The 26096-nt window shown below is 51.0% G+C and carries 23 protein-coding genes and 5 tRNA genes; 27 read left to right on the top strand and 1 reads right to left on the bottom strand.

What is annotated here, in order from left to right:
- Window positions 1–16 precede the first annotated feature (16 nt).
- Window positions 17–844: an NRDE family protein gene (locus PCI15_RS21735; protein WP_271271964.1), complete on the bottom strand. Its 828-nt coding sequence runs from the start codon at window positions 842–844 to the stop codon at window positions 17–19.
- A gap of 47 nt (window positions 845–891) precedes the next feature.
- Here PCI15_RS21735 and PCI15_RS21730 point away from each other — a divergent pair, with 47 nt between their 5' ends.
- From PCI15_RS21730 to rplC, 27 genes are all read left to right on the top strand, one after another.
- Complete coding sequence (locus PCI15_RS21730) at window positions 892–1686, top strand: sulfite exporter TauE/SafE family protein (protein ID WP_271271963.1); 795 nt, start codon at window positions 892–894, stop codon at window positions 1684–1686.
- A gap of 169 nt (window positions 1687–1855) precedes the next feature.
- Entirely contained in the window at window positions 1856–2653 is a 798-nt protein-coding gene (gene lgt / locus PCI15_RS21725; RefSeq protein ID WP_271271962.1) for a prolipoprotein diacylglyceryl transferase, read from the top strand.
- Window positions 2654–2686: 33 nt separating this feature from the next.
- Window positions 2687–3520, top strand: a complete 834-nt coding sequence (locus PCI15_RS21720) for a thymidylate synthase (protein ID WP_271271961.1) — start codon at window positions 2687–2689, stop codon at window positions 3518–3520.
- A 173-nt stretch (window positions 3521–3693) separates the two neighbouring features.
- Window positions 3694–4209 carry a dihydrofolate reductase gene (locus PCI15_RS21715; protein WP_271271960.1) on the top strand — a complete coding sequence of 172 codons (516 nt, stop codon included), beginning with the start codon at window positions 3694–3696 and terminating at the stop codon, window positions 4207–4209.
- A 2-nt stretch (window positions 4210–4211) separates the two neighbouring features.
- Window positions 4212–5180 (top strand): bifunctional biotin--[acetyl-CoA-carboxylase] ligase/biotin operon repressor BirA, encoded by a 969-nt coding sequence (birA, locus tag PCI15_RS21710; RefSeq protein ID WP_271271959.1) that lies wholly within the window; start codon window positions 4212–4214, stop codon window positions 5178–5180.
- On the top strand, window positions 5177–5899 hold the full coding sequence (locus PCI15_RS21705; RefSeq protein ID WP_271271958.1) for a type III pantothenate kinase: 723 nt from the start codon (window positions 5177–5179) through the stop codon (window positions 5897–5899). The genes birA and PCI15_RS21705 overlap by 4 nt, the downstream gene beginning before the upstream one ends.
- Window position 5900: 1 nt before the next feature.
- The gene (locus tag PCI15_RS21700; protein ID WP_271271957.1) at window positions 5901–6551 is read left to right on the top strand and encodes a hypothetical protein; all 651 of its coding nucleotides are present in this window, start codon (window positions 5901–5903) and stop codon (window positions 6549–6551) included.
- Between the two features lie 24 nt (window positions 6552–6575).
- Window positions 6576–6651: transfer RNA gene (locus tag PCI15_RS21695), tRNA-Thr, on the top strand.
- 25 nt (window positions 6652–6676) lie between these two features.
- Window positions 6677–6760, top strand: a tRNA-Tyr gene (locus PCI15_RS21690).
- A gap of 23 nt (window positions 6761–6783) precedes the next feature.
- Window positions 6784–6857 (top strand) — tRNA-Gly (locus PCI15_RS21685).
- A gap of 10 nt (window positions 6858–6867) precedes the next feature.
- Window positions 6868–6942: transfer RNA gene (locus PCI15_RS21680), tRNA-Thr, on the top strand.
- A gap of 105 nt (window positions 6943–7047) precedes the next feature.
- Window positions 7048–8271: an elongation factor Tu gene (gene tuf, locus PCI15_RS21675; protein WP_271271947.1), complete on the top strand. Its 1224-nt coding sequence runs from the start codon at window positions 7048–7050 to the stop codon at window positions 8269–8271.
- A 72-nt stretch (window positions 8272–8343) separates the two neighbouring features.
- A tRNA-Trp gene (locus PCI15_RS21670) sits at window positions 8344–8419 on the top strand.
- Window positions 8420–8480: 61 nt separating this feature from the next.
- Window positions 8481–8849 carry a preprotein translocase subunit SecE gene (gene secE / locus PCI15_RS21665; RefSeq protein WP_271271956.1) on the top strand — a complete coding sequence of 123 codons (369 nt, stop codon included), beginning with the start codon at window positions 8481–8483 and terminating at the stop codon, window positions 8847–8849.
- A 13-nt stretch (window positions 8850–8862) separates the two neighbouring features.
- Window positions 8863–9396: a transcription termination/antitermination protein NusG gene (gene nusG, locus PCI15_RS21660; RefSeq protein ID WP_205660176.1), complete on the top strand. Its 534-nt coding sequence runs from the start codon at window positions 8863–8865 to the stop codon at window positions 9394–9396.
- A gap of 106 nt (window positions 9397–9502) precedes the next feature.
- Window positions 9503–9937 (top strand): 50S ribosomal protein L11, encoded by a 435-nt coding sequence (gene rplK / locus PCI15_RS21655; RefSeq protein ID WP_271271955.1) that lies wholly within the window; start codon window positions 9503–9505, stop codon window positions 9935–9937.
- A complete protein-coding gene (rplA, locus tag PCI15_RS21650; RefSeq protein WP_271271954.1) occupies window positions 9937–10632 on the top strand; it encodes a 50S ribosomal protein L1 in 696 nt (231 codons plus the stop codon). Before rplK ends, rplA begins: the two co-directional genes overlap by 1 nt.
- A gap of 213 nt (window positions 10633–10845) precedes the next feature.
- A complete protein-coding gene (rplJ, locus tag PCI15_RS21645; RefSeq protein ID WP_271271953.1) occupies window positions 10846–11340 on the top strand; it encodes a 50S ribosomal protein L10 in 495 nt (164 codons plus the stop codon).
- 63 nt (window positions 11341–11403) lie between these two features.
- Window positions 11404–11775, top strand: coding sequence for a 50S ribosomal protein L7/L12 (gene rplL, locus PCI15_RS21640; protein ID WP_271271952.1), 372 nt, complete (start codon window positions 11404–11406; stop codon window positions 11773–11775).
- 171 nt (window positions 11776–11946) lie between these two features.
- A complete protein-coding gene (gene rpoB, locus PCI15_RS21635) occupies window positions 11947–16047 on the top strand; it encodes a DNA-directed RNA polymerase subunit beta (RefSeq protein WP_271271951.1) in 4101 nt (1366 codons plus the stop codon).
- Window positions 16048–16115: 68 nt separating this feature from the next.
- Entirely contained in the window at window positions 16116–20339 is a 4224-nt protein-coding gene (gene rpoC, locus PCI15_RS21630) for a DNA-directed RNA polymerase subunit beta' (RefSeq protein ID WP_271271950.1), read from the top strand.
- A gap of 119 nt (window positions 20340–20458) precedes the next feature.
- On the top strand, window positions 20459–20833 hold the full coding sequence (rpsL, locus tag PCI15_RS21625) for a 30S ribosomal protein S12 (protein WP_205660170.1): 375 nt from the start codon (window positions 20459–20461) through the stop codon (window positions 20831–20833).
- Between the two features lie 133 nt (window positions 20834–20966).
- The gene (gene rpsG, locus PCI15_RS21620) at window positions 20967–21437 is read left to right on the top strand and encodes a 30S ribosomal protein S7 (RefSeq protein ID WP_271271949.1); all 471 of its coding nucleotides are present in this window, start codon (window positions 20967–20969) and stop codon (window positions 21435–21437) included.
- Window positions 21438–21455: 18 nt separating this feature from the next.
- Window positions 21456–23549 (top strand): elongation factor G, encoded by a 2094-nt coding sequence (fusA, locus tag PCI15_RS21615; RefSeq protein WP_271271948.1) that lies wholly within the window; start codon window positions 21456–21458, stop codon window positions 23547–23549.
- Window positions 23550–23578: 29 nt separating this feature from the next.
- Window positions 23579–24802: an elongation factor Tu gene (gene tuf / locus PCI15_RS21610; RefSeq protein WP_271271947.1), complete on the top strand. Its 1224-nt coding sequence runs from the start codon at window positions 23579–23581 to the stop codon at window positions 24800–24802.
- A gap of 240 nt (window positions 24803–25042) precedes the next feature.
- Window positions 25043–25354, top strand: a complete 312-nt coding sequence (gene rpsJ, locus PCI15_RS21605) for a 30S ribosomal protein S10 (protein WP_036511965.1) — start codon at window positions 25043–25045, stop codon at window positions 25352–25354.
- 103 nt (window positions 25355–25457) lie between these two features.
- A complete protein-coding gene (gene rplC / locus PCI15_RS21600) occupies window positions 25458–26096 on the top strand; it encodes a 50S ribosomal protein L3 (protein WP_271271946.1) in 639 nt (212 codons plus the stop codon).

Genomic DNA, 26096 nt, shown 5'->3' with positions numbered 1-26096 from the left:
CTTCGATACCCTGTTCTCAGGGTATCGGAGCTTTTCCGGTGCTGTCTGTTACCGGTTCTGCTGTATTTTTCAAACTGCCGAAAGGCGGAATCACCAATTCAAACTCAATCTGCTCAATTGCGCCTGTGGCATCGTAATTCTGTTCGATAATACGGGTTCTGCCCTGATAGTCCTGCAGGATGACTGTGGTGGCCCGGGTGCCGTAATGCTCAAGTTTTATAAAGCTGCTGGACAGTGCTCTTTCGATTTCTATTCCCACGTGGGTGTCGGGTAGCCGTTTGTCAGGGTAGCGTTGCGGATCGGCCATCATCCGGATCAGTGTCTGCGGGTCGGGGGCGGGCGTCTGAACGATCTCAGCCAGACGCTGTTTCTGGTGGCGGGTTTTAGGCCAGTCTGTATCCAACTGAGCATTACTGATGCCAAAAATTCCGGGGGAGAGTTGCTGGCATTTGTTCGTCACGTTTGAGGCATAGAATAGACCGGACGAATCCGCTACCATAAGGTTAAAACCATCGTATGGAACGGTTGTTTGAATCACATCTGAGGCATAACGGTGCGCGCTTACGGAAGAGCTCAGAAATCCTGTCGTAAGTAAGCCACGGGACGGGTTCGAAGATGCGGTGTGTAAACCATTGCGGTGGTTTGTAATGGCGCTGAAATGGCCGTTTCTGGCAATACCCAGCCAGGTGCCGCTATGCAGTGAGTCCCGGCCGGCAATGATGCCAGCCGGAGAACCCCAGAGATGAAGTGACTGTGTGGGTCTTGCGTATTGCTCGTCACGATTGGCAACCAGTATCAGGTTGTATGTCGGGTGTTGCCGGTAGGCGAAAACAATCAGGCACATTTGGTATCTCTCTGCAGGGTTCAGTCAACCTTATCGGGAAAAAAGTGATGTTACTACTGTTCTTGGGATACCTGGTGCTGGGGGCGTTCGCCGGTATACTGGCGGGCTTGTTTGGTGTCGGTGGCGGGCTGGTGATCGTACCGGTGCTGGTGGTGACATTTCAGCTGCAGGGGATGGCACCGGAAGTGCTCACGCATGTTGCGGTAGCAACATCGCTGGCGACCATTGTAATTACCTCTATCAGTTCAATTTCTGCGCACCATAAGCGAGGCGCGGTGCGCTGGCGTTTATTTCGTTTTATTGGCCTGGGGGTTGCCTTTGGTTCGGCGCTGGGGGTAGTTACCGCGATCGAGCTTGAAGGTCAGGTTATCCAGTTAGCGATCGGGGTGTTTGCTCTGTATGTTGCCGTAATGATGGGCCTGGATGTTGTGCCAAAAGGCGGTGGTAAGCCTTCCCGGCCCGGGCTGGTGGTGTCCGGCGGATTTATTGGCTGGGTCTCGGCTATTTTTGGTATCGGCGGAGGAACACTGACCGTGCCATACCTTAACTGGAAACAGGTGAATATGCAGGAAGCGGTGGCAACCTCAGCTGCCTGTGGCTTTCCTATCGCGGTGGCCGGTGCGGTCACCAATGCTTTAATGGGGCAGGGCAACACAAGCCTGGATGAGTGGAACCTGGGGTATATTTATCTGCCTGCCCTGCTGGGGATCAGTCTGACCAGTTACGGGTTTGCCAAGCTTGGGGCCAGGCTGGCACATTCTATGTCACCAACCATGCTGCGCCGTGCGTTTTCAGTCTTTCTGTTGCTGGTTGCCGGTAAGTTTATCCTTTCGAATATCTGAGTTTTCCGGTAGGAGTGATATGGGCGCTGGCTGAATCACTCCTGCAGGCATAATCTTATTAGCCTCTGTATAATCCCTGCGTCTGATATTAATATGAGCATCCATTGAACGGATGCTTGTCTGGCCTGTCTTCATCTGGCGATTACTGAATTTAAATTAAAGGATTTCTATGTGGGTTCATGATATCAATCCGATTGCGGTTGATCTGGGTATGTTACAGATTCACTGGTATGGCCTGATGTATCTGATAGGTTTTGCGTCTGCGTGGTATCTGGGTAATTACCGTGCTGCTCAGCCGGGTTCCGGCTGGAATGCCCAGCAAGTTTCAGATCTGATCTTCTGGGGGGCGATGGGGGTCGTGCTGGGTGGTCGGTTTGGTTATGTGTTGTTCTATAACTTCCCGCAGTTTCTGAATGATCCGTTATGGCTGTTTGCGATCTGGGAAGGTGGTATGTCTTTCCATGGTGGCCTGCTGGGGGTGATTACTGCGATTGCAGTGTTTGCCTGGAAGTATAAGAAGGGCTTCTTTGAGATTGCTGACTTTGTCGCGCCACTGATTCCGATAGGTCTGGGGGCGGGCCGTTTGGGAAACTTTATCGGTGGAGAGCTGTGGGGCCGGGCAACCGATCAGACCTGGGGGGTGATCTTCCCCCGTGCCGGTGATCAGTTGGGGCGCCATCCTTCACAGTTGTATGAAATGGTGCTGGAAGGCGTGGTGATGTTTGCGGTGCTCTGGTTTTATACCCGGAAGCCCCGGCCGCCGATGGCCGCATCCGGTCTGTTTTTGCTGATGTATGGTCTGTTCCGTTCCTTTGTGGAGCTGTTCCGTGAGCCGGACGGGCATATTGGTTTTGTCGCGCTGGACTGGCTGACCATGGGGCAGTTGTTATCCTTACCGATGATTGTTGTCGGTTCGATTTTTTTATTGATGGCACACAAGCGTGTCGCAGGTGATGCCCGGGTGTGAGGCATTATCTTCAGAATACCGGAGACCGATAGTATGCAGGCTTATCTGGATTTATTAACAGATGTAATGAACACGGGTACTGATAAAGGGGACCGTACCGGTACGGGGACGCGTTCTGTATTTGGCCGGCAAATTCGCTATGACCTCGGGGAAGGCTTTCCTCTGCTGACCACTAAAAAGCTGCACTTTAAGTCCATTGCTGTTGAGCTGCTCTGGTTCCTGCGGGGCGATACTAATATCCGTTATCTGAAAGAAAACGGTGTCAGTATCTGGGATGAGTGGGCGCTGGAAAATGGCGAGCTGGGCCCTGTTTACGGTGCGCAGTGGCGTAACTGGCAGGGCGCTGACGGGCAGTTTTATGATCAGGTGCAGGCGCTGGTGGACGGTTTAAAGAATAATCCGAATTCTCGCCGTCATATTATTAACGGCTGGAATGTTGCTCTGTTGCCGGATGAGTCTAAAAGCCCGCAGGAAAATGCAGCAGATGGTCTGATGGCTTTGCCTCCCTGCCATGCGCTGTATCAGTTCTATGTGGCGGACAATAAACTGAGTGCGTCGCTGTATATCCGCAGTAACGATCTGTTTCTGGGGCATCCTTACAATACGGCTTCCCTGGCGTTGCTGACGCATATGCTGGCACAGCAGTGCGATCTTGAAGTGGGGGATATCGTGCTGAGTCTGGGGGATGCGCATATTTATGCCAATCACTTCGATCAGGTCGAGACCCAGCTTCAGCGTACTCCCAAGGTTTTACCGCAGCTGCGTATCAAGCGTCGCCCGGCTTCGATTTTTGACTATGAGTTTGATGACTTTGAAATAGTCGGGTATGAAGCGGATGCGCATATCGGTGCGCCGATTGCTGTCTGATTACAGTCTGTGCTGACTGTGGATAAGTAAAGGTTGTTGTGTACGGGCAGCTGCAGATTATTCTGTCGCTGCTTTTTTGTTTTGAAGCGCTTTGGCAACATGCCTTATTATTAGGCGCATATTTATGGCAGGCCGGCCCGTCTGGCTGGCTGCTCTTATCTGACAGGATATTCATGAAACTCGCTATTATTGTGGCTCAGGCCGAAAACCGCGTCATTGGTATCAACAATAATCTGCCGTGGCATTTGCCGGAAGATCTGCGTTACTTCAAGCAGGTGACGATGGGTAAGCCGATTATCATGGGCCGTAAAACATTTGAGTCTATCGGCCGGCCTTTGCCCGGCAGAGCTAATATTGTGATTACCCGGGATGCGTCATATCAGCATGACGGCATTAAAGTTGTACACAGTCTGGCAGACGCGCGGGCGCTGGCGGAAAGTATCTGTCTGGTTGACGGGCGTGATGAGGCGATGATCATTGGCGGTGCCGAAATTTATAATCAGGCCCTGGCAGATGCCGATACGCTGTACCTGACGCAGGTGCATGCCAGTGTAGACGGTGATGCTTTTTTTCCTGAGTTTCATCCGGGAGAGTGGGCTGAATCAGGCCGTGAAACCTATCAGCCTGATGAGACTAACCCTTATGCATACAGTTTTATTGTATTGCAGCGTATCAGCGGAGCGGCATAACCATGCTATCGGCAATTCTGGCTTTGCTGGCTGACGGTAAATTTCATTCCGGCCAGGATTTGGGTAATGCACTGGGGGTCAGTCGCAGTGCTGTATGGAAACAGATGCAACTGGTGCAGGGGCTCGGTCTGGAAGTCTACAGCGTTAAAGGGCGTGGTTACCGGGTGCCCGGCGGAATAGACCTGCTCGATGCTGAGCAGTTGGTGGCCGGATTTGATGCGGGGATTGCGGGTAAGGTGGAATTGCAACCTGTTGAATACAGTATCCCTTCTACGAATGCGGCAGCGCTGGCAGGCTTTGCGGATCTTCCTGCCGGTTGCCGGTTATATGTAGCGGAACAGCAAACCGCCGGGCGTGGCCGTCGGGGTCGTCAGTGGGTCAGTCCGTTTGCGGCTAATCTGTACTTTTCCCTGACCTGGCAATTCAGCAGTGGTGTGGCGGCACTGGAAGGGCTGAGCCTGGTTGTGGGCGTTGCGCTGTTGCGTGGCCTGCGTCAGATGGGTGTGGATGATGTCTCGGTAAAATGGCCGAACGATTTGTTATGGCGCAACCGTAAACTGGCCGGTGTGCTGCTGGAAATGGTGGGGGATGCATCCGGTGACTGTAACGTTGTGATCGGTGTCGGGCTGAACGTGAATATGCCACGGCAGGAGATGAGCAGCGTTGATCAGCCCTGGGTGGATATGGCGGAAATTATGGGCGGTGCGCCTTCGAGAACGCGGGTGTTAAGTGCAATGATGAATGCCCTGATCCCTACCCTGGAAGAGTTTGTTCAGGGAGGGTTTGGCTGTCTGCGGGATGAGTGGCAGGCGGCTAACGGTTTTCAGGATCAGTCGGTTGTATTGCAGACAGCGCAGCACAGTATTCAGGGGGTGTGCCGCGGTGTGAATGAAACCGGTGCGCTATTGCTTGAAACCGGCAGCGGAACGGAAGCATTTCATGGTGGCGAAGTCAGTCTGAGAGCGTCATGACAGTACTGGATATTGATATCGGTAACAGCTTTCTGAAATGGCGTTTGGTGAGCCAGACCGGTCAGTCACAAAGCGGCCGCTGTCTGGTGGCGGATTATCCGCAGGTTTTTAGTGGCGGGCTGCTGGCCGGGGTTGCGCGAGTCAGAGTTGCGTCGGTTGCCGGTGGTGCTGTGAATAGTGCGCTCCAGACCTGGGTGAGGGAGCAGCTTGGCCTGGAGGCTGAATTTGCTGTCACCGGGGCAAGTGCTTTGGGAGTGACTAACAGTTATAAAGATCCGTCAAGGATGGGGGTTGATCGCTGGCTGGCAATGGTGGCTGCATACAAGCGTCAGCAGGGGGCATGCTGGGTGGTCGATTGTGGCAGTGCTGTTACTGTTGAGAAGCTGTCAGAGGCCGGTGTGCATCTGGGTGGTTATATCGTGCCGGGGTTGCCGCTGATGGCCAGAAACTTGTTATCCAATACTGCTGAGATAATCGTCGACCGTTCGGTTGATGCATTTGAATATACACCGGGAACAGATACCAGTTCAGCGGTGCAGCAGGGTTTGAACTGGGTTTTCCGGTCGATGGCGCATCAGCTGGCCAGGGAAGTGTCAGTGCCGGTATATGTTACCGGCGGTGATGGAGAGTTGTTTGCCCGTCTGATGAGTGAGTATCACGGTGAGTGTCAGTATGTTCCGGAGCTTGTGCTGGACGGATTAGCGGAGGTGCTGGGATAACATGCGCTGGGCGATTATTTTGTTGCTGTTAGCTAATGCGATTGTGTTTGCCTGGTATTCCCAGAATACGGCAGAAGTGCCAGCCGGGCGGGTAGAGGATAAGGGGGCTGTGCAGCTGTTGTCTGAAGTTGATACTGAAAACCTGTTGCGTCGCAGTGAGCAGGCTTCACTGCAGAAACCGGTGATAGCGGAAGAGTTGTCCTGTGCGGTCATCAGCGGTTTGTATACGGATCAGGAAGCCACTCAGCTGTTTGAGGCTTTGCAGGGGTATCAGCTTGAGGGGGTGCTCAAGGACCTGCGTCAGGATGAAGTGCTTGGCTATGAAGTGGCTGTCAGCTTGCCTCTGACGGTATTGCAGACCGAACGGCTGCAGGCTGAGGGATTTACATTACGTACGTTTAATCAGCAGATGGTGGCGCAATTTGTAGCCTTCAGTGCAGCCAGGGATGTGCGGATCAGGCTGGCGCCGGAAATAGACGCTGAAATCTCAGCACTGGAGCGTAAAACCGGCGGTTTTGAGGTTTGGATCAGTCAGTATGAGGGAGAAGAAACCGTCAGTAAAATCAAGCTGATAGCGGCCCGGCTGGGTTTATTGTTAAAAATTGAAAAAAAGTTGTGTAAAGGGGTTGCAAGCACCCAGTCTCGTGAGTAATATGTGCGCCACTTCGCTGCTGATGCCGGTATAGCTCAGCTGGTAGAGCAACTGACTTGTAATCAGTAGGTCCCGAGTTCGACTCTTGGTGCCGGCACCATTATGGCAATGGCGAAGTATGGTAAGGTGGGGTTCCCGAGTGGCCAAAGGGATCAGACTGTAAATCTGACGCGCAAGCTTCGGTGGTTCGAATCCACCTCCCACCACCATTTAAGCCATACAGGCTAAAGAAGCGGGTATGGTATAGTGGTATTACATCAGCCTTCCAAGCTGATGAGGCGGGTTCGATTCCCGCTACCCGCTCCACTTATGTTGTGCTCATGTAGCTCAGGGGTAGAGCACACCCTTGGTAAGGGTGAGGTCGGCGGTTCAATTCCGCCCATGAGCTCCAGAATTTACAGAGGGTAGATATAGCAATATATCTACCCTTTGTTGTATGTGGCGACGTGGTAGTTATACACACAGCATTATGACCTTTTACTGGGAATAAACAGACATGGCTAAGCAAACATTTGAACGTAATAAGCCGCACGTTAACGTTGGTACAATTGGCCACGTTGACCACGGTAAAACAACTCTGACAGCAGCGCTGACTCGCGTATGTGCAGAAGTATTTGGTGGTGAAGCGGTAGCATTTGACGGTATCGACAATGCACCGGAAGAGCGTGAGCGTGGTATTACTATCGCGACTTCTCACGTTGAATACGATTCTAACGAACGTCACTACGCGCACGTAGACTGCCCGGGCCACGCCGATTATGTTAAAAACATGATCACTGGTGCTGCTCAGATGGACGGTGCGATTCTGGTATGTGGCGCGACTGATGGTCCAATGCCACAGACGCGTGAGCACATCCTGCTGTCTCGTCAGGTAGGTGTACCTTACATCGTAGTATTCCTGAACAAAGCTGACCTGCTGGCTGAAGATTGCGGCGGTGTTGACTCTGAAGAATACGCTGAGATGCTGGAACTGGTTGAAATGGAGCTGCGTGAGCTGCTTGACCAGTATGAATTCCCAGGTGATGACACGCCAATCATTGCAGGTTCTGCACTGATGGCTCTGAACGGTCAGGATGATAACGAGTTGGGTACAACTGCAGTTAAAAACCTGGTTGAAGCACTGGATTCATACATTCCTCAGCCAGAGCGTGCAATCGACATGCCGTTCCTGATGCCAATCGAGGACGTATTCTCAATCTCCGGTCGTGGTACTGTAGTAACAGGCCGTGTTGAGCGTGGTATCGTGAACACAGGTTCTGAAGTTGAGATCGTAGGTATCCGTGAAACTCAGACAACTACCTGTACGGGTGTTGAAATGTTCCGTAAGCTGCTGGACGAAGGTCGTGCAGGTGAGAACATTGGTGCACTGCTGCGTGGTACTAAGCGTGACGACGTTGAGCGTGGTCAGGTACTGTCTAAGCCAGGTTCTATTACGCCTCACACGCGTTTTGAAGGCGAAGTATACGTACTGAGCAAAGACGAAGGTGGCCGTCACACGCCATTCTTTAAAGGTTACCGTCCACAGTTCTACTTCCGTACAACTGACATCACCGGTGCTTGTGAGCTTCCAGAAGGCGTTGAAATGGTAATGCCAGGCGATAACATCAAGATGGATGTTACCCTGATTAACCCAATCGCGATGGAAGAAGGTCTGCGCTTTGCGATCCGTGAAGGCGGTCGTACAGTAGGTGCGGGCGTTGTTGCAAAGATTATTGAATAATCTTTGAATTTTTAGCAAGTTAAGCTTGCTACTACTCGGGGAGGCGTGTATTATTTGCCTCCCTATTGCAGTAGGCCAGTGGCTCAATTGGCAGAGCAGCGGTCTCCAAAACCGCAGGTTGGGGGTTCGAGTCCCTCCTGGCCTGCCAATCCTTTTCAGGGTTGGCATCACAATGAAATCAAGCAATTCTTCAGATACCGAGGCTGAACGTGAATTCTAAAGCGACTTCCGAAGGTTCAAAATTAGACGGGCTAAAATGGCTTGTAGTAGCTGTGCTTGTTGTTGCAGGTGTGGTTGGTAATTCGGTTTATTCTGAAGAGTCTCTTCTGTACCGTGTGCTGGCGCTTATTGTATTGGCTCTGGCAGCTGGTTTTGTTGCGTTGCAAACAGAGAAGGGTGCGGCTTTCTTTACGTTGTTTAAAGAAGCTAAAGCAGAAATTCGAAAAGTAGTTTGGCCAAGCCGTCAGGAAACTGCGCAAACAACAATGATCGTAACAGTTGCTGTTCTGATCGTGGGTTTGCTGTTGTGGGGTCTTGATTCTTCGCTGAGCTGGCTTGTATCCGGCGTAATCGGTTAAAGAGGAAAGAAGCATGGCTATGCGATGGTACGTTGTACATGCGTATTCCGGTTACGAAAAGCGCGTAATGAACTCCCTGAAGGAGCGCGTTGAACTGGCCGGTATGGAAGATCGTTTCGGCGATATTTTGGTTCCGACTGAAGAAGTTGTCGAAATCAAAGAAGGTAAGAAGCGTAAGTCAGAGCGTAAGTTCTATCCGGGCTATGTGTTGGTCCAGATGGATATGGATGATGAGACCTGGCACCTGGTTAAAGATACTCCACGCGTAATGGGCTTTATTGGCGGTACTGCTGATAAGCCGGCGCCGATCACTGAGCGTGAAGCGGATGCTATTTTGCAGCGTGTTGAGAGTGGTGCTGATAAGCCGCGTCCTAAGACTGTCTTTGAACCGGGTGAGATGGTTCGTGTTACTGATGGTCCGTTTGCTGACTTTAACGGTGTTGTTGAAGAAGTGAATTATGAGAAGAACCGTCTGCAGGTTGCAGTGCTGATCTTCGGTCGCTCGACTCCGGTTGAGCTGGAATTTGGTCAGGTCGAAAAAGCCTGATAAAAAATGTGTGGTTATAACCTCGGCGGTCCTTTATGGGCGCTGGGGTTTTTCCGTATTTGAAAGCGGGGAGCCGAAAGGCGCTTGTACCCATTAGGAGTTAAACATGGCTAAGAAAATCGAAGCTTACATTAAGCTACAGGTTGCTGCCGGTGCTGCAAACCCAAGTCCACCAGTTGGTCCTGCACTGGGTCAGCACGGTGTAAACATCATGGAATTCTGTAAGGCGTTCAATGCTCAGACTCAGAGCATGGAAAACGGCATGCCGATTCCGGTTGTAATTACTGTTTATGCAGACCGTAGCTTTACTTTTATCACTAAGACTCCGCCAGCATCTGTGCTGCTGAAGAAGGCTGCTGGCCTGAAGAGCGGTTCTGGTCGTCCGAACACTGAGAAGGTTGGTACGGTTAGCCGTGATCAGCTGGAAGAGATTGCAACGACTAAGATGGCTGATCTGACTGCTGCTGATATGGATGCAGCTGTCCGTACTATCGCCGGTAGTGCACGTAGCATGGGTCTGAACGTAGAAGGTGTTGAATAATGGCTAAGCTGACTAAGCGCCAGAAGGCGATTGCTGAGAAGGTACAACCTGGTAAGCAATACACAGTTGAAGAAGCTGTAGCGGTACTGTCTGAAGTATCTGCTGTTAAGTTCAAAGAGTCTGTAGACGTTGCAGTTAACCTGGGCGTTGATCCGCGTAAATCTGATCAGAACGTTCGTGGTTCAAGTGTACTGCCTAACGGTACTGGTAAAGAAGTACGTGTTGCTGTTTTTGCTCAGGGCGAAAATGCTGAAAAAGCAAAAGAAGCCGGTGCTGATGTTGTTGGTTTCGAAGACCTGGCAGAGCAGATCAAAGGCGGTGACCTGAACTTTGACGTTGTTATTGCAACTCCGGATGCAATGCGCGTTGTTGGCCAGCTGGGTCAGGTTCTGGGTCCACGTGGTCTGATGCCTAACCCTAAGGTTGGTACTGTAACGCCAGACGTTGTAACGGCTGTTAACAATGCTAAATCTGGTCAGGTACGTTTCCGTACTGACAAGAACGGTATCATCCACGCAGGTGTTGGTAAGGTAGACTTTGACGCTGCGGCGATTCAGGGCAACCTGGAAGCACTGATGGCTGAGCTGAAAAAGCTGAAGCCGTCTTCTGCGAAAGGCGTATACGTTAAGAAAGTAACCCTGTCCACTACTATGGGACCGGGTCTGGCGATTGATCAGTCTTCACTGTCATTCTAAGCCAGTAAAAAATTGAGGGTCTCTGCAATCTGTTGCAGGGGCCGTCAAAGACCGCAGGTGATCAGCTTAGTTGCTGGTCTTAATGGTTTCCGGCCTGCGCAGACGGTGTGATCCCCTTAACAGGATCAATTCAACCACCGTACTCGGCGTTTTATCCACGTGTGGATAAAACGATTGGTAAACAGTCGATTAAGACTAACCCAGGAGTAAATCGTGGCATTAGGACTCGAAGACAAAAAAGCGATCGTCGCTGAAGTCCAGGAAGCTGCTAAAGGTGCTCTTTCTGCTGTTGTTGCTGACTCACGCGGTGTTTCCGTTGAGACAATGACTGAACTGCGTAAGCAGGCACGTGAAGCGGGTGTATGGCTGAAAGTCGTACGTAACACCCTGGCTCGCCGTGCAGTAGAAGGTACTGATTACGAATGTCTGAATGATTCATTCGTAGGCCCTACTCTAATTGCATTCTCTACTGAGCACCCAGGTGCCGGTGCGCGGATCCTGAAGGATTTCGCTAAAAAGAATGACAAGTTTGAGCTGAAAACCGCTGTGTTTGAAGGCCAGGTAGTTGCTGTAGACATGTTGGCTTCTCTGCCAACTTACGACGAAGGTATTGCAATGCTGATGCGCACTATGAAAGAAGCAGCAGCAGGCAAGCTGGTCCGCACTCTGGCGGCCCTTCGCGAACAGAAAGAACAAGAAGCAGCTTAATTTTAAGCGCTTTTTAAAAAGATTATACGAGCTTACTGAGCTCCCTATTTTAGGAATTGAACCATGTCTTTGTCTAAAGATGATATCTTGAATGCAATCGCTGAAATGTCTGTAATGGACGTTGTTGAGCTGGTTGAAGCAATGGAAGAAAAATTCGGCGTATCTGCAGCTGCTGCTGTAGCTGTTGCTGCTGGCGGCGACGCTGGCGGTGCTGCTGAAGAACAGACTGAATTCGACGTAATTCTGACTGGCGCTGGCGACAAGAAAGTTAACGTAATCAAGGCTGTTCGTGCAGCTACTGGCCTGGGCTTGAAAGAAGCTAAAGGCATGGTAGACGGTGCTCCAGCAGCAGTTAAAGAAGGCGTTAGCAAAGATGAAGCTGAAGAGCTGAAAGCTGCTCTGGAAGAAGCTGGCGCATCTGTTGAAGTTAAGTAAGGGCTTTTATGCCTTGTGTCACGCTAGTTAATAGCTGATACGTATACGGCTGGTGACAAAATGTCACCGGCCTTTTTCCGTTATTAGTCAGAATAATAATAGCGGTTCACAGATCGAGAATTAACCTTCGGTCTGGACGAATCTTTCAGGTGCAGATGCTGGGGAACTTAGATGGCTTACTCATATACTGAAAAGAAACGCATCCGTAAGGACTTCGGTAAATTACCCGAAGCGATGGATGTGCCTTATCTGCTGGCGATTCAGTTGGATTCATATTTGAAATTCCTCCAACTGGATGCTAATCCCGCAGAGCGAAAAGATGCCGGGTTACATGCGGCTTTCAGTTCCGTATTCCCAATTGTTTCCTACTCAGGAAACGCCGCGCTGGAATATGTAGGTTATCGTCTAGGCGAGCCAGTGTTTGACGTTAAAGAATGTCAGATGCGTGGTATCACCTATGCGGCACCGCTGCGCGTAAAAGTACGTTTGGTGATTTATGATCGCGAGTCTTCGAATAAAGCGATCAAAGACATTAAAGAACAAGAAGTCTACATGGGCGAAATGCCCCTGATGACAGATAACGGTACCTTCGTTGTGAACGGTACTGAACGTGTAATTGTATCTCAGCTGCACCGTTCACCGGGTGTGTTCTTCGACCACGATAAAGGTAAGACACACTCCTCCGGTAAGCTGCTGTATTCTGCACGTGTAATTCCATACCGTGGTTCATGGCTGGATTTCGAGTTTGATCCTAAAGATAACCTGTTTGTGCGTATCGACCGTCGTCGTAAACTGCCAGCAACTATTCTGCTGCGCGCGCTGGGTTATACGGCTGAAGAGATCCTCGAAACCTTCTTTGACAACACCAGCTGGACACTGAGCGGTGAAGACTGCCTGATGACCCTGGTGCCTGCGCGTCTGCGTGGTGAAACCGCTACATTCGACATCAAAGATTCCAGTGGCAATGTCATTGTTGAGTCTGGTCGCCGTATTACACCTCGCCACATCCGTCAGCTTGAAAAAGAAGGTATGACGCAGCTGGATGTTCCTTCTGAATATCTGGTCGGCAAGGTTATGGCTCGCGATATCGTTGATGCCTCTACCGGTGAACTGTTGTGCGAAGGCAACGCTGAAATCACAGAAGATCTGCTGGAGCAGATGCGTTCTGCAGGTATCACTGAGTTTGAAACCCTGTACACCAACGAGCTGGACTGTGGTTCTTTCATCTCTGATACGCTGCGTGTTGATACGACCCGCAACCAGCTGGAAGCACTGGTAGAAATCTACCGTATGATGCGTCCTGGTGAGCCGCCAACCAAAGAGTCTGCGGAAAGCCTGTTTGAGAACCTGTTCTTCAGCGACGACCGTTACGACCTGTCTGCCGTTGGCCGGATGAAGTTCAACCGCCGTCTGGCCCGTGAAGATGAAACCGGCGCTGGCATTCTGGATAAAGAAGATATCCTGGATGTAATGAAGACGCTGATTGACATCCGTAACGGTAAAGGTGTGGTGGATGATATCGACCACCTGGGTAACCGTCGTATCCGTTCTGTGGGCGAAATGGCCGAGAACCAGTTCCGTGTAGGTCTGGTGCGTGTTGAGCGTGCAGTACGTGAACGTCTGAGCATGGCTGAATCTGATAACCTGATGCCTCAGGATCTGATCAATGCCAAGCCGGTTGCTGCTGCTGTTAAGGAATTCTTTGGTTCCAGCCAGCTGTCTCAGTTTATGGACCAGAACAATCCGCTGTCAGAAGTGACGCACAAACGCCGTGTGTCTGCATTAGGCCCTGGTGGTCTGACCCGTGAGCGTGCCGGCTTTGAAGTACGAGATGTACACCCGACTCACTACGGCCGTGTATGTCCTATCGAGACTCCTGAAGGTCCGAACATCGGTCTGATCAACTCGTTGTCTACCTATGCGCGTACCAACGACTTCGGTTTCCTTGAAAGTCCTTACCGTAAGGTTGTGGACGGTCTGGTAACGGATGAAATTGAATACCTGTCTGCCATTGAAGAAGGCCGTCACGTTATCGCACAGGCATCTGCCGGTATGGACGATAACAACCGTCTGACGGATGAGCTGGTAGCAGTACGTCACCAGAACGAATTCACCGTAATGGCACCGGAAAAAGTTACCTACATGGACGTATCTCCACGTCAGGTAGTATCCGTTGCAGCTGCGCTGATTCCGTTCCTGGAGCACGATGATGCTAACCGGGCACTGATGGGTTCCAACATGCAGCGTCAGGCTGTACCGACACTGCGTGCTGATAAGCCGCTGGTTGGTACTGGCATGGAGCGTTATGTTGCCCGTGACTCCGGTGTATGTGTGACCGCACAGCGTGGCGGTGTGATCGAATCAGTTGATGCGGCACGTATTGTTGTACGTGTAAATGATGCAGAGACTGAAGCGGGTGATGCAGGTGTGGATATCTACAACCTGACCAAATACACCCGTTCTAACCAGAACACCTGTATTAACCAGCGTTCCATCGTCCGCCAGGGCGAAACTGTTGAGCGCGGTGACATCATGGCTGACGGCCCGTCCGTTGACCTGGGTGAGCTGGCGCTGGGTCAGAACATGCGTATCGCATTCATGCCCTGGAACGGTTACAACTTCGAGGATTCCATCCTGATTTCTGAGCGTGTTGTTCAGGAAGACCGTTTCACGACGATCCACATTCAGGAACTGACCTGTGTGGCCCGTGACACCAAGCTGGGTGCTGAAGAAATTACCTCCGATATTCCTAACGTAGGTGAGTCTGCGCTGGCGAAGCTGGATGAAGCGGGTATCGTTCATATCGGTGCTGAAGTAGGCCCGGGTGATATTCTGGTCGGTAAGGTAACACCTAAAGGTGAAACTCAGCTGACACCGGAAGAAAAACTGCTGCGTGCAATCTTCGGTGAGAAAGCATCTGACGTTAAAGACACGTCTTTGCGTGTTAAGACCGGTACTGTTGGTAAGGTTATCGACGTACAGGTATTCACCCGTGACGGTGTGCAGAAAGATGAGCGTGCCCTGTCTATCGAGACTGCAGAGCTGGATCGCATCCGTAAAGACCTTAACGAAGAACTGCGCATTGTTGAGCAGGCTACCTTCGAACGTCTTGAGCGTGCGCTGACAGGTCTGAAGGCTGAAGGCGGTGCTGGCCTGAAGAAAGGCGAAGAAATTACAGCTGCATTCCTGAATGAGCTGAAGAAAACTGAATGGTTCAAGATCCGTGTTGCTGATGAAACAGTGCAGGAACAGCTTGAGCTGGCTCAGCAGCAGCTTGAAGAGCGTCGTGTCGAACTGGATAACAAGTTCGAAGACAAGAAGAGCAAGCTGCAGACTGGCGACGATATGGCGCCGGGCGTACAGAAGATCGTTAAAGTTTACGTAGCAACCAAGCGTCGCATCCAGCCGGGTGACAAGATGGCGGGTCGTCACGGTAACAAGGGTGTTATCTCGGTAATTATGCCGGTTGAAGATATGCCTTACGACGAGAACGGTGAGCCTGTTGATATCGTTCTGAACCCGCTGGGTGTACCGTCCCGTATGAACGTAGGTCAGGTACTTGAAACCCACATGGGTATGGCTGCCAAAGGGCTGGGTCGTAAGATCAATGCCATGCTGGACGCTGAGCGCGAGCGTATCGAAAAGGTTAAAGAAATCCGTGAATTCCTGGGTCGCGTGTATAACAGCGAACTGGGTGGCTTCAAGTCTGGCCGTCACGAAGATATCGATAGCCTGAGCGACGACGAAGTACTGGAGCTGGCGAAGAACCTGAAGGGCGGTGTACCACTGGCCACAGCAGTATTCGACGGTGCCAAGGAAGTTGAAGTCAAGGAACTGCTGCGTATGGCAGATCTGAGCGACACCGGACAGTTCAAACTGTTTGACGGTCGCACCGGTGATGAATTCAGCCGTCACGTAACCGTGGGTTACATGTACATGCTGAAACTTAACCACCTGGTTGACGATAAGATGCACGCCCGTTCTACCGGTTCGTACAGCCTGGTTACTCAGCAGCCGCTGGGTGGTAAGGCGCAGTTCGGTGGTCAGCGCTTCGGTGAGATGGAAGTGTGGGCCCTGGAGGCGTACGGTGCAGCTTATACGCTACAAGAAATGTTGACGGTTAAGTCCGATGACGTAAACGGCCGTACCAAGATGTATAAAAACATCGTTGATGGTGATCACCGTATGGAGCCAGGCATGCCTGAGTCCTTCAACGTGTTGGTCAAAGAGATCCGTTCGTTGGGTATCGACATCGAACTGGAAGCCGAATAAGCCGTTAACGGATAGTTTGCCGCCGACAGATACGTTCGGCGGCATACTCCCCCGAGGAGCCGAAGAAAATGAAAGATTTATTAAATCTGCTTAAATCCCAGGGACAACAGGAAGAGTTCGATTCGATCCGTATCGGCCTGGCCTCCCCTGAGATGATTCGTTCCTGGTCTTTTGGCGAAGTTAAAAAGCCAGAGACCATTAACTACCGTACCTTCAAGCCAGAACGTGATGGTCTGTTCTGTGCCAAGATCTTTGGTCCGGTAAAGGATTACGAATGTTTGTGCGGTAAGTACAAGCGTCTCAAGCACCGTGGTGTTATCTGTGAGAAGTGTGGCGTTGAAGTTGCACTGGCTAAAGTACGCCGTGAGCGTATGGGTCACATTGAGCTGGCCTCTCCGGTTGCACACATCTGGTTCCTGAAATCACTGCCGTCCCGTATCGGCCTGATGATGGATATGACCCTGCGTGATATCGAACGTGTTCTGTACTTCGAGTCATTCGTGGTAATCGATCCGGGTATGACTACTCTGGAACGTGGTCAGCTGATGAACGATGAACAGTATTTCGAAGCGCTGGAAGAATTCGGTGATGACTTCGATGCCCGCATGGGTGCGGAAGCTGTTCAGGAGCTGCTGAAGGCAATCGATCTGCAGGAAGAAATTGAAGTCCTGCGTGAAGAGCTGCCACAGACAAACTCCGAAACCAAAATCAAGAAGATGTCCAAGCGACTGAAGTTGCTGGAAGGCTTCCACCAGTCTGGTAACAAGCCAGAGTGGATGATCCTGAACGTTCTGCCGGTTCTGCCGCCAGATCTGCGTCCTCTGGTACCGCTGGATGGTGGCCGTTTCGCGACCTCTGATCTGAACGATCTGTACCGTCGTGTTATCAACCGTAACAATCGTCTGAAGCGTCTGCTGGACCTGAGTGCACCGGATATCATCGTACGTAACGAAAAGCGTATGTTGCAGGAATCCGTAGATGCGCTGCTGGATAACGGCCGTCGCGGCCGTGCGATTACCGGTTCTAACAAGCGTCCTCTGAAGTCCCTGGCTGACATGATCAAGGGTAAGCAGGGTCGTTTCCGTCAGAACCTGCTGGGTAAGCGTGTTGACTACTCCGGCCGTTCCGTAATCGTGGTAGGTCCGTACCTGCGTCTGCATCAGTGTGGTCTGCCTAAGAAGATGGCGCTTGAGCTGTTCAAGCCATTCATCTTCTCTAAGCTGGAACTGCGTGGTCACGCAACGACGATCAAAGCTGCCAAGAAGATGGTAGAGCGCGAAGAGCCGTTAGTATGGGATATTCTGGATGAAGTCATCCGTGAGCATCCGATCATGCTGAACCGTGCGCCGACGCTTCACCGTCTGGGTATCCAGGCGTTTGAGCCTGTGCTGATCGAAGGTAAAGCGATTCAGCTGCACCCACTGGTATGTGCGGCATACAACGCTGACTTTGACGGTGACCAGATGGCTGTACACGTGCCGCTGACCATTGAAGCTCAGCTTGAAGCGCGTGCGCTGATGATGTCGACCAACAACGTACTGTCACCAGCCAACGGTGAGCCTATCATCGTACCGTCTCAGGACGTGGTACTGGGTCTTTACTGGATGACGCGTGACCGCATTAATGTTGCTGGTGAAGGTTCTGTGTTTGCAGACATCCAGGAAGTTAAGCGTGCTCATGGTGCTCATCAGGTCGATCTGCAGGCTAAGATTAAAGTACGTATTAAAGAAGTTATCCGTGACATCGAAGGTAACGAAGAAGAGAAAGTATCTATCGTAGATACAACTGTTGGCCGTGCGATGCTGTTTGATATCGTACCAAGTGGTCTGCCGTTCTCTCTGGTTAACCAGGCGATGACGAAGAAAGCTATCTCACGTCTGATTAACGTTTGTTACCGTAACGTAGGTCTGAAAGATACCGTTATCTTTGCTGACCAGTTGATGTACATGGGCTTTAGTCAGGCGACTAAGTCCGGTTCTTCTATCGGTGTGAATGACTTCGTTATTCCGGATGAAAAAGTTAACATCATCAATGATGCTGACTCTGAAGTGAAAGAGATCGAAATGCAGTATGCAGACGGTCTGGTAACTCAGGGTGAGAAATACAACAAGGTTATCGATATCTGGTCACGTGCCAACGAAATCCTTGCGAAGAAGATGATGGACAACCTGAAGAAAGAGCAGGTTGTTGACCGTGAAGGTAACCTGGTTGATCAGGACTCCTTCAACTCTGTATACATGATGGCTGACTCCGGTGCGCGGGGTAGTGCTGCACAGATTCGTCAGTTGGCGGGTATGCGTGGTCTGATGGCGAAGCCGGATGGCTCGATCATCGAAACCCCTATCGTGGCAAACTTCCGTGAAGGTCTGAACGTACTGCAGTACTTCATCTCGACCCACGGTGCCCGTAAAGGTCTGGCTGATACCGCACTGAAGACAGCTAACTCCGGTTATCTGACGCGTCGTCTGGTAGACGTTGCGCAGGATCTGGTTATTACAGAAGAAGATTGTGGCACTGAAGCCGGCCTGACTATGCAGGCACTGATCGAAGGCGGCGACGTTGTTGTTGGCCTGGGTGATCGTGTACTGGGTCGTACAGTAGCTAAAGACGTCATGGATCCTAGTGGCGAAAACGTGCTGATCGAAAAAGGCACGCTGATGGATGAAGCCTGGGTCAAGCGCCTGAGCGACAATGAGCATTACTCTTCTATCGATGAAATCGTCGTGCGCAGCGCGATCAGCTGTGAAACCAGCTATGGTCTGTGTGCTAACTGTTACGGCCGTGATCTGGGCCGTGGTCACCGGGTTAACCCGGGTGAAGCAGTCGGTGTCATCGCAGCACAATCTATCGGTGAGCCGGGTACACAGCTGACCATGCGTACGTTCCACATCGGTGGTGCGGCATCGCGGGCAGCGGCTGTTGACAGTGTTCAGGTTAAGAATGCCGGTGAAATCCGTCTGCACAACCTGAAGTCTGTAGAGAAGGCTGACGGCACGCTGGTGACGACTTCCCGTTCCGGTGAAATCGGTGTAACCGATGAGCACGGTCGTGAGCGTGAGCGTTACAAGCTGCCATACGGCGCGCTGATTAAGGTTCAGGACGGCTCCAGTGTTGATGCCGGTGCAATCGTTGCTAACTGGGATCCGCACACCCACCCAATCATTTCGGAAGTAGCCGGTAAGATTGAGTTCGTGGGTATGGAAGACGGCATTACTGTTAAGCAGCAGACAGATGAGCTGACTGGTCTGTCAACCATCGAGGTTCTGGATCCTGCAGCGCGTCCTGCGGCGGGTAAAGATATTCGTCCGATGATCAAGCTGACCGATGGCAGCGGCAATGAACTGTGCCACCCTGGCACCGATCAGCCTGCGCAGTACCTGCTGCCAGCCAATGCGATTCTGAACCTGACAAACGGTGCAGACGTAGGTGTTGGTGACATTCTGGCACGTATCCCGCAGGAAGGTTCTGTGAACAAGGATATCACCGGTGGTCTGCCACGGGTTGCTGACCTGTTCGAAGCACGTAAGCCTAAGGATTCTGCAATCCTGGCTGAGATTTCCGGTACGGTTACCTTCGGTAAAGAAACCAAGGGTAAGAAGCGTCTGGTCATCAGCCCGGCGGATGCTGATCCGATCGAGATCATGATTCCTAAGTGGCGTAACCTGAACATCTTTGAAGGTGAGCATGTTGAGAAGGGTGAGGTGATCTCTGACGGTCCGTCTAACCCGCACGACATTCTGCGCATCAAGGGTGTGACCGAGCTGGCGAAATACATCAATACCGAAGTACAGGATGTATACCGTCTGCAGGGTGTAGGCATCAACGACAAGCACATCGAAGTAATTGTGCGTCAGATGCTGCGTAAAGTTGAAATCACCGCTGGCGGTGACAGCAGCTTTATCACCGGTGAGCAGGTTGAATTCCACCACGTTGTGGAAGAAAACAAGCGTCTGGAAGCGCAGGATAAAGTTACGGCTAAGTTCGACCGCGTACTGCTGGGTATAACCAAAGCGTCGCTGGCAACTGAGTCCTTCATCTCTGCTGCCTCCTTCCAGGAGACAACCCGTGTACTGACCGAAGGGGCAGTAAGCGGTAAGAAAGACTACTTACGTGGTCTGAAAGAGAACGTTGTTGTGGGACGTCTGATTCCGGCTGGTACCGGTCTGGCGTATCACAAAGAGCGTAAGCGGAAGTCAATGCAGGTTGAAGATAGCGTTACTGTAAGTGCAGAAGACGTTCAACAGGCGCTGACTGAAGCGCTGAATCAGGCAGCAATGCCAGATTCAGAGTAAAAATCTGGTCGAATATTGACCTGGCGGGCCGAGATTGAGTACAATCTCGGCCCTTTCGTGATGGGATAATAAAATCCCATCGTTTTATTGGTGCTTTTTTAAAGCGTGGAGTTTGCTTAATGGCAACTATTAACCAGTTGGTACGACAGCCACGCAAACGCAAAGCGGCTAAAAGTGACGTTCCTGCTCTGCAGGCGTGTCCTCAACGTCGTGGCGTTTGTACCCGTGTCTATACAACGACCCCTAAGAAACCGAACTCAGCATTACGTAAAGTTTGCCGTGTTCGTCTGACTAACGGATTTGAAGTGACTTCCTACATCGGTGGTGAAGGTCACAACCTGCAGGAACACTCTGTAGTACTGATCCGCGGCGGCCGTGTAAAAGATTTACCGGGTGTTCGTTACCACACAGTACGTGGCGCACTGGATACCAGTGGCGTTAACGACCGTAAACAGGGTCGTTCTAAGTACGGTACCAAGCGTCCTAAGTCTTAATAGTTTTTTCGGGACAGCGAAGCCAGTCAAGCCCTGTACAGGGTGCAAACTACTTAGCTAGATCGCAAACACATAAGAGTAAGGTCAGGTATCCATTCCTGAAATAACCTGAAGACCTGATAAGGGGCTTATCATGCCAAGAAGAAGAGTTGCGGCAAAACGTGAGATTCTGCCGGATCCTAAGTTCGGAAACACAACACTGGCTAAATTCATCAACCACCTGATGATTAGCGGTAAGAAATCCGTTGCAGAAAAAATCGTTTATGGTGCTCTGGATAAAATTTCCGAGCGCACTAACGAAGATCCAATCGAAATTTTCAATAAGGCTCTGGAAGCTATCCAGCCAATGGTCGAGGTTAAATCTCGCCGTGTTGGTGGTGCGACTTACCAGGTGCCTGTAGAAGTACGTCCTTCCCGTCGTAACGCCCTGGCGATGCGTTGGTTAGTTGACGCTTCCCGTAAGCGTGGTGAGAAGTCCATGGCTCTGCGTCTGGCTGGTGAAGTCGGCGATGCAGTTGAAGGTCGTGGCGCAGCGGTTAAGAAACGTGAAGACGTTCATCGCATGGCTGAAGCTAACAAAGCATTCGCTCACTACCGCTTCTAAAAATCTGAGGATTGTGTTGTGGCTCGTAAAACGCCTATCGAACGTTACCGTAACATTGGTATCTGTGCACACGTAGACGCGGGTAAAACCACGACTACCGAGCGGGTACTGTTCTACACCGGTCTTTCTCATAAGATCGGTGAAGTACACGATGGTGCGGCAACCATGGACTGGATGGAGCAAGAGCAGGAGCGTGGTATTACCATCACTTCTGCGGCGACCACCTGTTTCTGGAAGGGCATGAACCAGCAGTTCGAAGACCACCGCATCAATATCATTGATACTCCTGGGCACGTTGACTTCACGATTGAAGTTGAGCGTTCCCTGCGGGTATTGGATGGTGCTGTTGTAGTGCTGTGTGCGTCCTCTGGTGTGCAGCCTCAGACTGAAACAGTTTGGCGTCAGGCTAACAAGTATGAAGTCCCCCGCATGGTGTTCGTCAATAAGATGGACCGCATCGGTGCTGACTTCTATATGGTTGTTGATCAGCTGAAAGAGCGTCTCGGTGCTAATGCTGTACCGATCAACATGCCGATTGGTGCTGAAGACGAGTTTAAGGGTGTAGTTGACCTGATTCGTATGAAAGCGATTCTCTGGAATGAAAGCGATCAGGGTATGACCTATGATCTTGCGGATATTCCGGCTGATTTGCAGGCTAAAGCTGAAGAGCTGCGTGAGCAGATGATTGAAGCGGCGGCAGAAGCATCTGAAGAGCTGATGGATAAGTACCTTGAAGAAGGTGATTTATCTGACGATGAAATCAAAGCTGGTTTGCGTGCCCGGACGCTGGATAACGATATCGTGCTGATGCAGTGCGGTTCGGCATTCAAAAACAAGGGTGTGCAGGCAATGCTGGACGCAGTTGTCGAATACATGCCGTCTCCGGTCGAAGTAAAAGCGATCGAAGGGGCTGTTGATGATGAAGGTGAAGTATTTGAAACCCGTGAGGCTGATGATACTGCGCCCTTTGCTGCGTTAGCGTTTAAGATCGCAACCGATCCTTTTGTAGGTACGCTGACCTTCGTGCGGGTATATTCCGGCGTTCTGGCTTCCGGCGACAGCGTTGTAAACTCTGTTAAAGGCAAGAAAGAACGTGTCGGCCGTATGGTGCAGATGCACTCCAATAACCGTGAAGAGATTAAGGAAGTTCGCGCAGGCGATATTGCTGCTCTGATCGGTATGAAGGATGTTACCACCGGTGACACCCTTTGTGATCCGGGCCAGAAAATTGTTCTGGAACGGATGGAGTTTCCTGAGCCGGTAATTTCGGTCGCTGTTGAACCGAGAACCAAGGCTGACCAGGAAAAGATGGGTATTGCTCTGGGTAAGCTTGCTCAGGAAGATCCGTCATTCCGCGTTGAAACCGATGAAGAAACCGGTCAGACCATCATCTCAGGTATGGGTGAATTGCACCTGGATATCCTGGTTGATCGTATGCGCCGTGAGTTCAGCGTCGAAGCGAATATAGGTAAGCCACAGGTGGCTTATCGCGAAAAGATCCGTCGACCGGTAGAGGCAAATCATAAGTTTGTTCGTCAGTCCGGTGGGCGTGGTCAGTATGGTCACGTTGTCGTGGAGTTCAGCCCGTCTGAAGATGAAGGTCTGGAATTCATTAACGAGATTGTTGGTGGTGCGATACCAAAAGAATATATCCCTGCTGTACATAAAGGGATAGAAGAGCAGATGAAGAACGGTGTCATAGGCGGTTATCCGCTGATTGGCCTGAAGGCGCGTCTGTTCGACGGTTCTTTCCATGATGTTGACTCCAATGAAATGGCGTTTAAAATCGCCGCATCTCAGGCGCTTAAAAAGTACGCACAGGAAGCTGATCCGTGTTTGCTTGAGCCGATGATGAAGGTGGAAGTAGTAACGCCGGAAGACTACATGGGCGATGTGATGGGAGACCTGAACCGTCGTCGTGGTATTGTGCAAGGCATGGAAGACAGTAGTTCGGGCAAAATTATTAATGCCCAGGTACCTTTAGGTGAGATGTTCGGTTACGCAACCGATCTTCGCTCCGCTACACAGGGCCGTGCTACCTATTCTATGGAATTTTCTGATTACGCTGAAGCACCGAAGGCGGTTGCGGATGCGGTAATCAATGCAAAATAAATTACCTAATTATTTAAGAGGTATTGATCGTGGCTAAGCAAACATTTGAACGTAATAAGCCGCACGTTAACGTTGGTACAATTGGCCACGTTGACCACGGTAAAACAACTCTGACAGCAGCGCTGACTCGCGTATGTGCAGAAGTATTTGGTGGTGAAGCGGTAGCATTTGACGGTATCGACAATGCACCGGAAGAGCGTGAGCGTGGTATTACTATCGCGACTTCTCACGTTGAATACGATTCTAACGAACGTCACTACGCGCACGTAGACTGCCCGGGCCACGCCGATTATGTTAAAAACATGATCACTGGTGCTGCTCAGATGGACGGTGCGATTCTGGTATGTGGCGCGACTGATGGTCCAATGCCACAGACGCGTGAGCACATCCTGCTGTCTCGTCAGGTAGGTGTACCTTACATCGTAGTATTCCTGAACAAAGCTGACCTGCTGGCTGAAGATTGCGGCGGTGTTGACTCTGAAGAATACGCTGAGATGCTGGAACTGGTTGAAATGGAGCTGCGTGAGCTGCTTGACCAGTATGAATTCCCAGGTGATGACACGCCAATCATTGCAGGTTCTGCACTGATGGCTCTGAACGGTCAGGATGATAACGAGTTGGGTACAACTGCAGTTAAAAACCTGGTTGAAGCACTGGATTCATACATTCCTCAGCCAGAGCGTGCAATCGACATGCCGTTCCTGATGCCAATCGAGGACGTATTCTCAATCTCCGGTCGTGGTACTGTAGTAACAGGCCGTGTTGAGCGTGGTATCGTGAACACAGGTTCTGAAGTTGAGATCGTAGGTATCCGTGAAACTCAGACAACTACCTGTACGGGTGTTGAAATGTTCCGTAAGCTGCTGGACGAAGGTCGTGCAGGTGAGAACATTGGTGCACTGCTGCGTGGTACTAAGCGTGACGACGTTGAGCGTGGTCAGGTACTGTCTAAGCCAGGTTCTATTACGCCTCACACGCGTTTTGAAGGCGAAGTATACGTACTGAGCAAAGACGAAGGTGGCCGTCACACGCCATTCTTCAAAGGTTACCGTCCACAGTTCTACTTCCGTACAACTGACATCACCGGTGCTTGTGAACTTCCAGAAGGCGTTGAAATGGTAATGCCAGGCGATAACATCAAGATGGATGTTACCCTGATTAACCCAATCGCAATGGAAGAAGGTCTGCGCTTTGCGATCCGTGAAGGCGGTCGTACAGTAGGTGCGGGCGTTGTTGCAAAGATCATCGAATAATCGATAATCTTGCCTGAAAAAAAGACCCTTCGGGGTCTTTTTTTGTGCCTGCAAAAACGGATGTGAATGATCCGTGCCGGCGGCCAAAATAATGGCCTCTGTGAGTGGGTTGGGGTGATGCTATTACTGGTTAATAAATAGCCTTGACTTGCCTATGGGGGTTAAGTAGAATGCGCTACCCCATTAATTGGGGCTAGGTCGGCGTAAGCCGTTTAACAATCTAGGAAATGTGTGATCGAAATGCAGAACCAAAAAATCAGAATTCGTCTGAAAGCTTTTGATCATCGCCTGATTGACTCTTCCGCTCAGGAGATCGTTGAGACTGCTAAGCGGACTGGAGCTCAGGTGCATGGTCCGATCCCACTTCCTACTCGCAAAGAGCGCTTTACAGTGCTGATTTCGCCACACGTGAACAAAGATGCACGTGACCAGTACGAAATCCGCACACACAAGCGTGTTCTGGACATCGTTGAGCCAACAGAAAAAACTGTTGACGCACTGATGAAGCTGGACCTTGCTGCGGGTGTCGAAGTGCAAATTAGCTTAGGCTAATTAGACAGATGCGCAGACTTTTAGTTTGCGTGTGGAATGCCCTGGACGGGCAGCCATAGCGGGTAAAAAGCCCCGTACACAACTGGCAATTGAGGTTAGAAAAATGTCTGTAGGTTTAATCGGACGTAAAGCAGGTATGACGCGTATCTTCAATGAAGATGGTGTGTCAGTGCCAGTCACAGTCATCGAGGTGGAACCGAACCGTGTTACACAGGTTAAGACTGCTGATACCGATGGTTACACTGCTGTGCAGGTAACTGTAGGATCACGTCGCGCTAACCGCGTAACTAAAGCAATGGCAGGTCACTTTGCCAAAGCTGAGACCGAAGCAGGTCGTGGTTTGTGGGAGTTTCGTCTGTCTGGTGACGAAGAAGTTAATGTTGGTGATCAACTGACTGTTGAACGCTTCGAAGCGGGTCAGAAAATTGATGTAACCGGGCAGTCCAAAGGTAAGGGCTTCCAGGGCGGTATCAAGCGTTGGAATTTCTCCATGCAGGATGCTACTCACGGTAACTCACTTTCTCATCGTGCTCCTGGTTCTATTGGTCAGTGTCAAACTCCTGGTCGCGTTTGGAAAGGCAAGAAGATGGCAGGACACATGGGTGCGGAGCGTGTAACCGTTCAGTCCCTGGAAGTTGTTCGCATCGATGCTGAGCGTAATCTGCTGTTGGTTAAGGGCGCTGTCCCTGGTGCCACCGGTGGCGACGTAATCGTTAAATCAGCTGTTAAAGCTGGCGCCTAA

The organism is Aliamphritea hakodatensis (assembly GCF_024347195.1).
Classification (GTDB): Bacteria; Pseudomonadota; Gammaproteobacteria; order Pseudomonadales; family Balneatricaceae; genus Amphritea; species Amphritea hakodatensis.
The sequence above is the reverse complement of the archived record's forward strand: the minus strand, read 5'-3'. Positions and strand labels throughout refer to the sequence as shown.